The sequence below is a fragment of the Streptomyces sp. NPDC015131 genome, from assembly GCF_043079975.1.
Taxonomy (GTDB): domain Bacteria; phylum Actinomycetota; class Actinomycetes; order Streptomycetales; family Streptomycetaceae; genus Streptomyces.
Window position 1 is genome coordinate 818,546 of sequence record NZ_JBIBVB010000003.1, and the last position, 12,898, is coordinate 831,443.

A 12,898-nucleotide genomic window follows, 5' to 3' on the forward strand; every position below is an offset into this window, starting at 1 on the left:
ATCCAGACCGCCGTCAGGCGGTCGGACCGCCGAAGATGTCGATACGGTTGCCCTCAGCAAGGGTCACGATGGCGCGCTTGGTGTTGGCGCGCTTACCGAAACCGGTGCGGGTGCGCTTGCGCTTGCCCTGGCGGTTGATCGTGTTCACCGACGTGACCTTGACCGAGAAGACCGACTCGACGGCCTGCTTGATCTGGGTCTTGTTCGCGGTCGGCGCCACGATGAACGTGTACTTGTTCTCGTCGAGCAGCGCGTAGCTCTTCTCGGAGACGACCGGCTTGACGAGAACGTCACGCGGGTCGGAGAAGGTCTTGCTGGTGATCTCGGCCATCAGGCCTCGCTCCCCTCGTTGTCATCGGCCTTGGGGCCAGACACGAAGGACTCGAAGGCGGCCTTGGTGAAGACCACGTCGTCGGAGACGATCACGTCGTACGTGTTCAGCTGGCCCGGCTCCAGGATGTGAACCTGGGGCAGGTTGCGGGCGGACAGCCACGCGGCCTCGTCGGCGCGCTCGACGACCAGGAGCAGGTTCTTGCGCTCCGAGATCTTGCCGAACAGCGTCTTGGCGGCCTTGGTGGAGACCTCGCCCTCGACCACGCCGGTGACGACGTGGATGCGGGAGTGACGCGCCCGGTCCGAGAGGGCACCGCGCAGGGCGGCGGCCTTCATCTTCTTCGGGGTGCGCTGCGAGTAGTCACGCGGCACGGGGCCGTGGACGACGCCACCGCCGGCGAACTGCGGGGCGCGGGTCGAGCCCTGACGGGCGCGGCCGGTGCCCTTCTGGCGGTACGGCTTCTTGCCGCCACCGCGGACTTCGCCACGGGTCTTGGTCTTGTGCGTGCCCTGGCGGGCAGCGGCCAGCTGGGCGACGACGACCTGGTGGATCAGCGGAACGCTGGTCTTCGCGTCGAAGATCTCCGCGGGGAGCTCGACGGTCCCGGCCTTGTCGCCTGCCGGCGAAAGGATGTCAATGGTGCTCATCGGTTACCTCAGGCCCCCTTGGCCGCGGTACGGACCAGGACGAGGCCGCCGTTCGGACCAGGAACCGCGCCCTTGATCAGGAGCAGGCCCTTCTCCGCGTCAACGGCGTGGACGGTCAGGTTCTGGGTGGTGACCCGCTCGTTGCCCATGCGGCCCGCCATGCGGAGGCCCTTGAACACACGGCCCGGGGTGGCGCAGCCACCGATGGAACCGGGCGAGCGGTGCTTGCGCTGGGTGCCGTGTCCGGCGCCCAGGCCACGGAAGTTGTGGCGCTTCATGACACCGGCGAAGCCCTTGCCCTTGCTCTTGCCGGTGACGTCGACCTTGACGCCCGCCTCGAAGACCTCAGCGGTGATCTCCTGGCCGAGCGTGTACTCGGAGGCGTCAGCGGTGCGGATCTCCACCAGGTGGCGGCGCGGGGTGACGTCGGCCTTGGCGAAGTGGCCCTTGAGGGGCTTGTTCACCTTGCGCGGGTCGATCTCGCCGAAGGCGATCTGGACCGACTCGTAGCCGTCGATGTCGTTGCTGCGGACCTGGGTGACGACGCAGGGCCCGGCCTTGACGACGGTCACCGGGACGACCCGGTTGTTCTCGTCCCAGACCTGGGTCATGCCGAGCTTCTCGCCCAGGACGCCCTTAATGTTCTTAGCCATCTCGCGCGTCACCTCAGAGCTTGATCTCGATGTCGACGCCGGCCGGCAGGTCGAGACGCATCAGCGAGTCAACCGTCTTCGGCGTGGGGTCGAGGATGTCGATGAGGCGCTTGTGCGTGCGCATCTCGAAGTGCTCGCGCGAGTCCTTGTACTTGTGCGGCGACTTGATGACGCAGTACACGTTCTTCTCAGTGGGCAGCGGCACCGGGCCCGCGACCGACGCACCGGTACGGGTCACCGTCTCGACGATCTTCTTCGCCGAGGAGTCGATGACCTCGTGGTCGTAGGCCTTGAGCCGGATGCGGATCTTCTGTCCCGCCATGGCTACTCAGTAGTCCTGTCTCTCGTAACGCTCTGGAACCTGGTGGGTTCGCGTCCCGCTCTCCGACCCACGCGGTCGGGCGTGTCGCATCCCCTCTACGCAGATCTCCCGAAGGATTTCCCAACCAAGGGGGTGCGGGCCCGAGGACCGCGAGACCGGGGGGAACACCCACCGGGTGCCTGGTCGGCGCCCCGCTGACACTTCCCGGAAGATTCCCGTACGTCCGCCCCTGCACCTCGCGGTGCGATTCATGGGGCGACGAGTACTGTGGGACTCGCTTCCGGTCCTCCCGGCGGGAGGCGCGCAGCATCGGCACTCAACCGAGCAACCCCGACAGTCTGCCATACGGGGCAGAGCCCACGCCAATCGAGCCGTAGAGATTACCCCGCGGGGTGTCGCTGTCAAACCGCGGCACGCGCCGCGCCCGCCGGAACGCCCTGCTCCGCAGGGGTGTCCCGGGGTACGGAGTCTCCGGGGCCGACGGCCCCCGGGTCGCGGCGTTCAGGTGCGGGGCCGGGCGCCGGTGGCCCCGGGGCGCGGCGTTCAGGTGCGGGTGACCGTGCCGCACTCCTGGGACTGCTCGTCCAGCGGCTCGCTCATGTCGTAGGGGTCGACCGCCGGGCCCGTACCGCCGCCCTCGTCCTCCCCGGTGGCCAGGTCCGTGAGGAACTGCGGGTGCAGGAAGCCGTCCGGGTCCCGCGTGCAGTCGTCGTTGCCGGCGCTCTCGTCCATGCGCAGCACGTGCAGCGTGCCGGGTGTCGACCGGACCTTCTCCGGGTCGTACGCCGCGAAGGTCATCTGCCGGCGTACGACCGTCCGGGCGACCTCCCTGGCGTCCGGCTCCGCCTTGACCACCGGGTAGACGAACGTGTGGTCGGTGTGGACCAGCACCTCGCCGTCCTGGTCGCCCTTCTCGTACGTCACGGTGCCGAGCACCTTCACCACGTCACCGGCGGGCCTGACCTCGGACGGGTCGAAGCGGCTGAAGACCCACAGCGGGTTCTGCTCGGGGCCGGGGGCGGTGAGCGCCTTCTCCAGCGCTCGGCGGCCGTCCTCCTGGCGCGGGTCCAGCAGCGCCAGGGCGGCGCGGGGCCGGTCGCCGCGCAGGGTGGCCGGATCAAGGTTGGCCGCGATCAGCAGCCTCCTGGTGTCGGCGAGCGCCCGGGCGACCTGCTCCCGGCTCAGCCCGCCGGTGGCGCGGGCCTCCGGCAGGGCGATCCCGGCGGCGCCGTCGGCCCAGCCGGCCGCGGGCGAGCCGCGGAACGGCTCCTCCGGTGTGGGCAGGTCCTCGGGCGCCCGGTCCGCCGGGAGCGCGACGGCGGGCACCGGGCGCTCCCAGCCGAACCGGTCGGTGACCAGCTGCGGGCGTACGGCGACGACCAGGAGCCCCGCCGCCGCGAGGATGCCCAGCACCGCGGCGACACGCCGGCGGCGGGTGGCCCGCCCGTCCCTCTCCCGCCACGCGGGGCCGGTGCGCCACCCGGCGGGCTCGGCGGGCCGGGTGATCCGCCGGGCGCGCGCGGCCCGCTCGTCGGCGGACGCCTCCCGGGGCGGCGGCGCGGCCTTCCGCCCGGGCTCCGTGCCCGTACTCTCTCCCGCGTCGCGGAGGAACCGCGCCCACTCCTCGTCCGGGACGGACGACCCGTCGCCGGGCCGGTCGTCCGGTGCCTTCGCCGTCACTGTCCCCACCCCTGAGCGTCATCTGACGCGCACATTTCATCACGGGCGGTGGTCGCGCTCCGCCACGAGGTGTTCGACGCCGTCGAGGAGCGGGGTGAGCCCGAAGGTGAAGAGGGCGTCGAGATCGAGGTCGTACCCGTCCTCGAAACCGGCGAGCGTGGCGGCCAGCGCCGGGAAGCGCCCGGAGGCGACGATCTCGCCCATCGCCGCCGCCTGGCCCGCCATCCAGTCGTCCTCGGTCAGGCCGGTCGCGGCCTGCGCCTGCGTCTCGCGCTCCAGGTGGACGGCGACGCCCTGGACATAGGTGTAGATCAGCACATGGACGTCGAACCGCGTCTTCGCGTCCAGCCCGCTGTCCGCGAGCGCCCCGAGCACCCGCTCGCCGTGCACCAGCAGGTTGGGCAGTACGAGGGGGCGGCCGAGCGGGCCGATCTGGGCGACCCAGGGATGCCGGCGGCACACCTCCCACAGGCCGCGGGCCGCAGCCTCCAGCTTCTCGCGCCGGCCGCCGGGCGGCGGTACGGCGAGCGGCCCGACCTCGCCGTACACGGTGTCGGCCATCAGCGCGACCAGCTCGTCCTTGCCGCCGACATGGCGGTACGGCGACATCGCGGCCACCCCGAGACGGGCGGCGACCCCGCGCATGGACAGGGCGGCGAGCCCCTCGGCGTCGGCGATCCCGATGGCGGCCCGCACGACACGCTCACGGGTCAGCTCCGGCTCGCCCCCGGCCCGCCCGGGGGGCAGACCCGGGGCCGGGGCCGTGTCCGGAGCCGGGGCCGGGGGCCGCTTCGCGGCGACGACCGTGCCGACGCGGGGGCGCGCCTCGACGGCGCCCTCCAGCCGCAGGGCGGTGAGCGCCTTGGTGGCGGTGGCGAGGGCCACGCCCCACCGCTGGGCGATCTGCCGGGTGGAGGGCACCCGGTCGCCGGGGCGGAGGTCGCCCGCGGCGATGCGCCGCCGGATGTCGGCGGCGATGCGGAGGTAGGGCGGCTGACCGGTCATGGCACCTCGCGTTTCTGCGGAATTTTCCCGCCGCCTCACCCCTGTACTAGCTCAGCGACGAGCAGCACGTTCCTGGCGTCACGGCGTAACTACCCTAGTACAGCAGCCCTTTTGAGCCCCTTGCGATGCTGCGTGTACGGCGTACATTCAGCAGCGTACGCCGTATTGAGCGTACCGGTCGTACCGGTCGTTACCGGTCGTGTCGAAGGGAGCTGGGCCATGACGTCCGTACTCATATCCGGTGCCGGGATCGCCGGATCCGCGCTCGCCGCTCTGCTGTGCGGGCGGGGCTGCGAGGTCACCGTCGTCGAGCACGCGCCGGAGCTGCGCGCCGGCGGGCAGGCGGTCGACGTCCGGGGAGTCGCGCTGGAGGTGCTCGCCCGCCTGGGCGTGCTGGAGCCGGCGAGGGACCTGCGCACCCGCGTCCGCGGCATGTCGGTCCTGGACGCCGCCGGCGCGGAGGTCGACCGGTCGACCACGCACGCGCTGAGCAGCGGGCGCCTCGACAGCGAGGACATCGAGGTGCTGCGGGAGGACCTGGGCCGGCTGCTGTACGAGCGGGCGCGCGGGGACGCCGCGTACGTCTTCGGGGACGGGGTGACCGCGCTCACCGAGGAACCCGGCGGGGTGCGGGTGGACTTCGCCTGCGGCCCGGCGCGCCGGTTCGACCTGGTGGTCGGGGCGGACGGACTGCACTCGGCGGTGCGGCGGCTGGCCTTCGGGCCGGAGGAGGGCTTCTCCCGGCACCTGGGGAGCTACCTGTCCGTGTTCGGCGCGGACAACTTCCTGGGCCTGGAGGACTGGCAGGTCTGGCTGCGGGACGGCGGGGCGGGGTTCGGGATCATGCCGGTGCGCGGCAACCGGGAGCTGCGGATCGCGTTCGGCTTCGAGTCGGCGCCGCTCGCCCGGGGCGCCGATCTGCGGGCGCTGGTGGTGGAGCGGCTGGCCGCGCTGCACTGGGAGGGCGACCGGCTGGCGAAGGCCGCGGCCGGGGCGCCGGACTTCTACTGCGACGCGATGGCCCAGATCCACCTGGAGCGCTGGTCCCGGGGGCGTACGGTCCTGCTCGGGGACGCCGGGTACTGCCCCTCCCCACTGTCGGGCCAGGGCACGAGCCTCGCCCTGGTCGGCGCGTACGTCCTGGCGGAGGAGCTGGGGCGCACCTCGTACGAGCCGGCCTTCTCCGCGTACGAGACGCGGATGCGGCCCTTCGTGGCGGTGAACCAGGCCCTGGCGACGGAGAACCCGGGCGGACCGGCCTCGGAGGAGTCGATGGAGCGCGCGAAGTGGGCGATCGACCTGGACGAGGGCGACAGCTAGTAAAATTTGACTAGAGTGAGGGGGTGAGCGAGAAGACGATTCCGATCCTGCCCTGCCGGACCATCCGGCCCGTCCTCGACTTCTACACGGCCCTCGGCTTCGAGGTGACCTTCGAGCAGACGAGCCCCAACCCGTTCGCGGCCGTCGAACGCGGCGGCATCCAGCTCCAGTTCTTCGGGATGAGGCAGTACGACCCCGCCGGGTCGTACAGCACCTGCTACGTCCTCACCGACGACGTCGACGGCCTGCACGCCGCCTTCCGCGCGGGGCTGAAGGCCGCGTACGGCAAGGTGCCGGTGCGCGGGCTGCCGCGCCTCGGACCGGTGAAGGACACCTCGCACGGCGTGCGCCAGTTCCTGATGACCGACCCGGGCGGCAACTGCATACGGGTCGGCCGCCCGTACCGCGAGGACCTCCACCACCTGCCCGCCCCGGACGAGACGTTCGCCCGCGCCCTGCACCTCGGCGCCCTGTTCGCGGACTCGCGCGACGACCCGGAGGGCGCCGCCCGGATCGTCGACCGGGTGCTGCGCCTGGAGGACGAACACCCCACGCCCGTCCAGCTCGTGCGGCTCCTGGTCCTCCGCGCGGAGGTGGCGGAACGCCTCGGCGACGACGGGACGGCCTCCTCGGCGCTGGCCCGCGCCGAGGCGGTGCCGCTCACGCCCGGGGAGCGGGAGGAGGTACGCGAGGACCTGGAGCGCGCGGGGGAACTGGCCGCCCGGGCGGGGCAGGACCCGGCGTAGCACGATCGGGTGAAGCAAGCGCCTTCGGCATATGTCGAGGGTGCTTGCTCCCTAGCGTCCCGCTCATGGTCAGTTCGCCGCACGAAGCGATGCACCGCATCTTCCAGGAGTGTCCGGAGCTGTTCTCCGGCGTCTCGGAGGTGCTGGGCGTCCCGTTCCCCCCGCCGACATCGGTCACGGTCCTGCCGACCGACCTCACCGAGGCCCGCCCGCTCGAACGCCGGGTGGACACCCTGCTGCGCTTCGACACCGAGGAGGGCCCCTTCCTCCTGGCCGTCGAGGCGCAGGGCAAGAAGGACCCGGCCAAGCCCGGGAGCTGGGCCTATTACGTGTCGTACCTGTACGCCAAGTACCAGGAGCCGCCACTGCTGCTGGTCGTCTGCCAGGACCGCGCCACCGCCGACTGGGCCTCGCGCCCGGTCAGCATCGGCCCGCGCCAGTGGACCTCCCTGGTGCTCCGCCCCCTGGTGGCGGGCCCGCACAACATGCCGGTCATCCGCACCACCGCCGAGGCCCGGAAGGACCTCGCGCTGACCACACTGGCCGCGATCACACACGCCGACGACCCGGAGGTCGCTGCCATACTGAAGGCAGTCTCCGGCGCGCTGCGCGACACACCTGAAGAGCTTTCGTTCCCCCTCGCCGAACTCATCGCACAAGGCCTGGCGAAGCGCCCGGCCGCACTTCTGTGGAGGCAACTGATGGCCGTGGACCTGTCGTTCTACACGTCACCGATCTCGGAGGAACTCCGCGACGAGGGCCGGGAAGCAGGCCGGGAGGAAGGCCGAGCCGCCGGAGTCGCGGAGAGCATCCTCCTCCTGCTGGAGCAGCGAGGCATCGACGTCCCCGACGAGGCCCGCGACCGCCTCGCCCACTGCGACGACCTCGACACCCTCCACCGCTGGCTCCTCCGCGCACCCACCGCCCCAACGGCGGAAGACGTCTTCACCGAAGACTGACCGGACGGAGGAAGGCACTGCGGTGGACCTGTCGTTCTACACGTCACCGATCTCGGAGGAACTCCGCGACGAGGGCCGCGAAGCAGGCCGGGAGGAAGGCCGAGAGGAAGGCCGAGCCGCCGGAATCGCGGAGAGCATCCTCCTCCTGCTGGAGCAGCGAGGCATCGACGTCCCCGACGAAGCCCGCGACCGCCTCGCGCACTGCGACGACCTCGACACCCTCCACCGCTGGCTCCTCCGCGCACCCACCGCCCCGACGGCGGAGGACGTGTTCGTGCCCTAGGCACCGCGCGCCCCGGGTCTTAGAAAGCTCTTAGGCCCGGGGCGCACAGTCGCCCGCATGGTCCACTCCGCAGACTCCCCGCGCCGGGAGCCCCAGAAGCACGCGCGCCGGAGGCGGGGGCGCGTGCTGGGCACCGCTCTGGCGCTCGCCGTCACCGCCGGCGCCGTCTCCGCCGGTTACGCCGCCTTCGCCGGGCCCGAGGGGCGGGCGCCCCAGGCCGCGCCGCCCCGGGTGCGCGGGGCCCTCGTCGACTTCACCGTCGCGGGCGGCACTCTCACCGTGGACACCGCCACGCTGCGGATCACCGGACGCACCGAGGACGGGGCCGGCGTCCCGGTCTCCGACGCCGCCGGGGGCGACCTGGGCGAGCCCGGCCGCGTGGAGGTGAAGGGCACCCGCGACGCGTGGAGCGCCTCGTGGGCGTACCCGAAGGGCCTGGGCGTCACCGCCACCGGGGACGGCGGCCGGCTGCGGATGACCGTACGCGCCCAGGACGGCACCACCCTCGACTGGCCGGTCAGCGGCAGGGGCCCCGGCACCGGGGGCAGGGGCGCCGCGCTTCAGGTGCCGCGCGGCGAGGGGCTCTCCGTGCCGGTCGCCGACCCGTTCTGGAACTCCCCCGACGCGGGTCTCGCGGGCACCGAGGCGGAGCTGGCCACCGGGTCGCTCACCCTGCCGCTGTGGGGCTACACGACGGGCGGGCACGGGGTCAGCTACCTCGTGCCGGAGAGCGTCGGCACCTCCCTCGCCTTCGCCTCGGCGGGCGGACGGCTCCACGCGACGGCCCGCCACGAGTTCTCCCGGCGGGAGGACACCCTCGACTACACCGTCACCTTCGCCCTCACCGCCGCCTCCCCCGTCGCCCCCGCCGCCGACTACCGCCGCTGGCTGCGCGAGCACGGCCAGTCGCGCACGCTCAAGGAGAAGATCGCCGCCAACCCCGAGGTAGGGAAGCTGCTCGGCGCGCACCACGCCTATCTGTGGGGCGGCGCCCGCAGCCCCGAGGCCGTACGGAGACTGCGCGAGCTGGGCAGCACGCGCGCGTGGCTCGGTTACGACGCCGACGGCAGCCCCATGAGCGCGGAGGCGGTCGCGGCGGCGAAGCGGCAGGGGTACGTCGTCGGCCCGTACGACACGTACGCCAACGGCCAGGACCCCGCGACGGCCGACACCCCGGCGGCCGTGTGGCCCGGTGGCGTGTACCCGGGCCACTGCGTACGGACCTGGAAGGGCGACATCAAGAAGGGCTTCGGGAACCGGGGCTGCTACCTCAGCTCGGAGGCGTTCGCCCGGACGGAGGCGACCGGGCACCACCTCGCCGACCGCGCCCGCGCGGTGACCGGGAACGGCGCCAACAGCGTGTTCCTGGACGTCGACGCGGCCGGCGAGCTGTTCAGCGACTTCTCCCCGGACCACCCGATGACCAAGAAGCAGGACCGGGCCAACCGCATGGCCCGGATGCGCACGCTCGCCGACCGGTACCGCTTCGTCCTCGGGTCGGAGTCCGCCGTCTCCTGGTCGGCCCCGGTGCTCGCGTTCAGCCACGGCTCCCAGACGCCGGCGAACGACACGCTGTGGCCGTTCCAGAAGCAGGCGGCGTGGGGTGCCTACCACCCGCAGGGTGCGCCCGGCTTCTTCTTCCGGCCGGTGGAGCTGCCCGCCGCGCTGGCGACGTCGCTGTACGACCCCGCGTACCGCGTTCCGCTCTACCAGACCGCGCTGCACGACTCGCTCATCAGCACCGAGCGCTGGGAGATGCCGTACGACAAGTTCCCCGCGCAGAAGACGGACCGCGCGCTGATGTCGCTGCTCTACAACACGCCGCTCAACTTCGTGCTGGGCGACGGGAACCTGGAGAGCACCGGCCGGGAGATGGCCCGCCTGCAACGCGCCTTCGCCCCGCTGCACCGGGCGGCGGGCACGGAACCGATGACGGACTTCCGGCGCCTGACGCCGGACCGCCTGGTCCAGCGCACGGTCTTCGGCGACGGCACGCTGACGGTCACGGCCAACTTCGGCACCGCCCCGTACCACGGCCTCCCGCCCGGCTGCGCCGACGCCCGCCTGAAGCACGACCCGGCCCCCCGCCGCCTCTGCCCGTCGGGCGCCGGGAATCAGTAGGCCGTCAGGTAGACCCGCGTGCGACCGCGCGGGTCTGCGCCCACGTGGATCTCGACCGCCTGGACGTTCCTCCGGCGCGGGTCGCCCACGCACGGGGGGCACGCGGTCGCCGTCCGCACACCCTCCACGTCCTGCGGGGACGCCAGCCCCAGGTGCCGGAAGCCGTCGCCGGACAGCGAGGAGGAACGGTCACGGGCCCGGAGGGGTCCCTCGGGGCGCAGGTCGTCGACCATGGCGTCCGCGGCCCCGGCGTCGGTGAGGAAGGACAACAGGTACACCTTCTCCTGCGGCTGGACCCGTACGGCCCCCTTCACCTCCGTCGCCCCCTCCGGCACGGCCACCCCCATAAAGGCAGCCGCCTCACGCGCCCCGGCGCCCTTCTCCCAGTACGGGTACCGGCCGTCCGTGCCCCGGGTGGGCCCTTCGGTGGACGTACCCGAGCAGGAAATCAGCAGGAGCCCGGTGGCGACGCCCGCGAGCAGACGGACCCTGAAGACCCTCGTCCTCACGCCGGCCCTCCCCCCCCATCACCGGTCTCTCCGTAACCTACGTGTCGTACAGCCACCCCGCCGCCGATTTCCGGACCATCCGCGGCCCCCCGGCGAGCCCCGGGTGAACGGGCCGTGACCGCCGGGGCAACCCCTGCCCCCGGTCGGCCGTCTTGTTGATCGCGGACACACAACGGGGCGGGAGTACTGGGGGGATGGATCACATACCGGTGGTCGGGCGGCGGGGGGTGCTCGTCGCGGGGGTGGGGCTGGTGGCGGCCGGGTGCAGTGTGCCGGCGCCACGGCGCGGGGGGCCCGTGGCGGATCCGGCGCCGGGGGCTCCGATAGCCGCGGCGCGGCGGGCGCGGCTGATGCAGATCGCCGCGCACCCGGACGACGACCTGTACTTCATGAACCCGGACACCCAGCGGATGGTGGACGCCGGGGTGCCGCTGGTCTCGGTGTACGTCACCGCGGGCGAGCACGACGGCCGCAACCACATACCCGGCCGCGGGGGCGCCCCCGCCGACAAGGCGGCGTACTCCTCGGCCCGGCACCAGGGTCTGCGGCAGGCGTACGCGGCCATGCTGGGGCTGGACATGTTCACCGCGTGGCGGAAGGACGTGATCGTCCTGCGCGGCGACCGCCGGGCGGAGATCAACACGCTCAGCCACGGCGGCCGGCGCGTCGAGCTGGTCTTCCTCAACCTCGCCATGCACGCCCCGCGCCGCTGGACCGCGCTGCCCAGCCTGTGGAAGGACCGGGCGCTCGGCCTGCGGACGGTCGTCGCGGACGACTCCCCCGTACGCAGGGCGGACGCCTACGACTACGACGCGCTGGTGGACGTCCTGGTGGGCCTCATGGAGCGCTACCGGCCGACCGTGATCCACACGCTGGACCCGGACCCCGACATCCAGCACAGCGACGAGCGGACGCGCCGGAAGGACTCCGAGCAGCCCGGTTACTCGGACCACGGCGACCACACCGCCGTCGCGTCGTTCAGCTGGGCGGCGATGATCCGGTGGGTGGCCGACGCGACGCGCGACGGCGGGGCGGTACCCGCCTTCGTGGCCACCGCCTTCCGCGGCTACTACAACCGGCACTGGCCCAAGAACCTGCCCGGGCCGGTGCTCGGGGAGAAGGCCGCCCACCTCGTCCCGTACGGCGGCGACCCGTCCTGGGACTGCGGCAACAGCGGCGGCTGCGGCGACTACAACGTCGGCGGCACCCGCCCGCTCACCAACAGGAAGGGCTGGGTCCGGGCGACCCACCACCGCTACCCGTCGCCCGGTCCCGTCGTGGCCACCGAACCGGACGGGCGGCTCGCGGTGTACGGGGTGCTGGGCCTGCGCGCGGTGCGCCGGCGCGAGACGGCGCCCGGCAGCGGACGCTGGGGCGCGCCGGACGACCTGGGCGGCGGGCCGCTGGCGCCGGCGCTCGGCGGGGCGACCCTGGCGGACGGGCGGCTGCTGCTGTTCGGGCTGCGGTTCTCGGCGCTGGGCGGGCACGGCGGCCCCAACTCCCGGGAGGTCGTGCTGCTGGAGCAGCGGGAGGCGGGCGGGCCGTTCCTCGCCTGGACCGGTCTGGGCAACCCGGAGCGCGGCGACGACCGGGGCCGGCGGCTGGGCGTCCCGGTGGCGGTGGCCGACCGGGACGGCGGGGTCCACCTCTTCGTACGCAACGCGGACAAGGGCGTCAGCTCCCGGCGACGGCCGGCCGGCGGCGGGTGGGGGCCCTGGCGGGACCTGGGCGGGGCCGAGGTGCAGGACGGGCTGTCGGCCGCGCTGGACGGCTCGGGCCGCGTCCATCTCTTCGCGGCGGGCCGCGACACCGTCCACCACTGGGCGCAGGACGCCCCCGGCGGCCCGGTCACCCTCCGCGCGGGCGCCGGCCTCCCCGCCCCGGGCGGCCCCGTGGCGGTGGCCCCGGCCGGCGACGGGGGCCTGGCGCTCCACTACCGGGCGCCCGCCCGCGCGGAGTTGCTGTCGCTGCGCCCCGACGGCACGCCCCTGCCGCGGATCACCCTCGCGGGGTACGGCCCGGTCGCCGTGACGGCCACGGCCGGGGGCACCGCCCTGCTCGGCCGGGACCTGCGGGGCCACCTCCAGCTCCGCACCCCGGCGGGGCGCCTCGTCCGCCGTACGCGGGGACCGGCCGCCCTGGGCGCGGCCACCCTCCACGTCACGGCCCGCGACGGCATCCGGGCCGTCGGCCTCGGACCGGACGCCCACCCCTGGACCTGGTTCCCGGAGCCCCGCGCCGAGGGGTGACGCCGTGCCGGGACGCCGGCGGCCCGGAGGAACGCGAAAGGCCCCGCACCAGCAGGTGCGGGGCCCTTCT

Annotated in this window: 13 protein-coding genes; 6 read left to right on the forward strand and 7 right to left on the reverse strand. The window is 73.4% G+C overall.

Annotated features, from left to right (window positions below; translation table 11 throughout):
- Window positions 1–13: 13 nt before the first annotated feature.
- The 6 genes from rplW to ACF08D_RS14990 all read right to left on the reverse strand — a co-directional run bounded on the left by rplW (window position 14) and on the right by ACF08D_RS14990 (window position 4,641).
- Window positions 14–331 carry a 50S ribosomal protein L23 gene (gene rplW / locus ACF08D_RS14965; RefSeq protein WP_156692835.1) on the reverse strand — a complete coding sequence of 106 codons (318 nt, stop codon included), beginning with the start codon at window positions 329–331 and terminating at the stop codon, window positions 14–16.
- Window positions 331–981, reverse strand: a complete 651-nt coding sequence (gene rplD, locus ACF08D_RS14970) for a 50S ribosomal protein L4 (protein WP_064069951.1) — start codon at window positions 979–981, stop codon at window positions 331–333. The genes rplW and rplD overlap by 1 nt, the downstream gene beginning before the upstream one ends.
- 8 nt (window positions 982–989) lie before the next feature.
- Window positions 990–1,634, reverse strand: coding sequence for a 50S ribosomal protein L3 (gene rplC / locus ACF08D_RS14975; RefSeq protein WP_344363080.1), 645 nt, complete (start codon window positions 1,632–1,634; stop codon window positions 990–992).
- A 13-nt stretch (window positions 1,635–1,647) separates the two neighbouring features.
- Window positions 1,648–1,956 carry a 30S ribosomal protein S10 gene (gene rpsJ / locus ACF08D_RS14980; protein ID WP_003948644.1) on the reverse strand — a complete coding sequence of 103 codons (309 nt, stop codon included), beginning with the start codon at window positions 1,954–1,956 and terminating at the stop codon, window positions 1,648–1,650.
- A 543-nt stretch (window positions 1,957–2,499) separates the two neighbouring features.
- Window positions 2,500–3,636 (reverse strand): hypothetical protein, encoded by a 1,137-nt coding sequence (locus tag ACF08D_RS14985; protein WP_392223001.1) that lies wholly within the window; start codon window positions 3,634–3,636, stop codon window positions 2,500–2,502.
- Window positions 3,637–3,675: 39 nt separating this feature from the next.
- The gene (locus ACF08D_RS14990; protein ID WP_392223002.1) at window positions 3,676–4,641 is read right to left on the reverse strand and encodes a TetR/AcrR family transcriptional regulator C-terminal domain-containing protein; all 966 of its coding nucleotides are present in this window, start codon (window positions 4,639–4,641) and stop codon (window positions 3,676–3,678) included.
- Window positions 4,642–4,860: 219 nt separating this feature from the next.
- Here ACF08D_RS14990 and ACF08D_RS14995 point away from each other — a divergent pair, with 219 nt between their 5' ends.
- The 5 genes from ACF08D_RS14995 (at window position 4,861) to ACF08D_RS15015 (ending at window position 10,070) form a co-directional block, all read left to right on the forward strand.
- Window positions 4,861–5,961 (forward strand): FAD-dependent monooxygenase, encoded by a 1,101-nt coding sequence (locus ACF08D_RS14995; RefSeq protein WP_392223003.1) that lies wholly within the window; start codon window positions 4,861–4,863, stop codon window positions 5,959–5,961.
- A 23-nt stretch (window positions 5,962–5,984) separates the two neighbouring features.
- The gene (locus ACF08D_RS15000) at window positions 5,985–6,707 is read left to right on the forward strand and encodes a bleomycin resistance protein (protein ID WP_392223004.1); all 723 of its coding nucleotides are present in this window, start codon (window positions 5,985–5,987) and stop codon (window positions 6,705–6,707) included.
- A gap of 65 nt (window positions 6,708–6,772) precedes the next feature.
- Window positions 6,773–7,666, forward strand: a complete 894-nt coding sequence (locus ACF08D_RS15005; RefSeq protein WP_392223005.1) for a hypothetical protein — start codon at window positions 6,773–6,775, stop codon at window positions 7,664–7,666.
- A gap of 22 nt (window positions 7,667–7,688) precedes the next feature.
- On the forward strand, window positions 7,689–7,949 hold the full coding sequence (locus tag ACF08D_RS15010) for a hypothetical protein (RefSeq protein ID WP_392223006.1): 261 nt from the start codon (window positions 7,689–7,691) through the stop codon (window positions 7,947–7,949).
- Window positions 7,950–8,006: 57 nt separating this feature from the next.
- Window positions 8,007–10,070 carry a glycoside hydrolase gene (locus ACF08D_RS15015; protein WP_392223007.1) on the forward strand — a complete coding sequence of 688 codons (2,064 nt, stop codon included), beginning with the start codon at window positions 8,007–8,009 and terminating at the stop codon, window positions 10,068–10,070.
- Here ACF08D_RS15015 and ACF08D_RS15020 read toward each other — a convergent pair.
- Window positions 10,064–10,579 (reverse strand): hypothetical protein, encoded by a 516-nt coding sequence (locus ACF08D_RS15020; protein ID WP_392223008.1) that lies wholly within the window; start codon window positions 10,577–10,579, stop codon window positions 10,064–10,066. The two genes, ACF08D_RS15015 and ACF08D_RS15020, sit on opposite strands and share 7 nt — an antisense overlap.
- Before the next feature lie 194 nt (window positions 10,580–10,773).
- Between ACF08D_RS15020 and ACF08D_RS15025 the strand changes: the two genes are divergently transcribed.
- The gene (locus ACF08D_RS15025) at window positions 10,774–12,828 is read left to right on the forward strand and encodes a PIG-L family deacetylase (protein WP_392223009.1); all 2,055 of its coding nucleotides are present in this window, start codon (window positions 10,774–10,776) and stop codon (window positions 12,826–12,828) included.
- Window positions 12,829–12,898 lie beyond the last annotated feature (70 nt).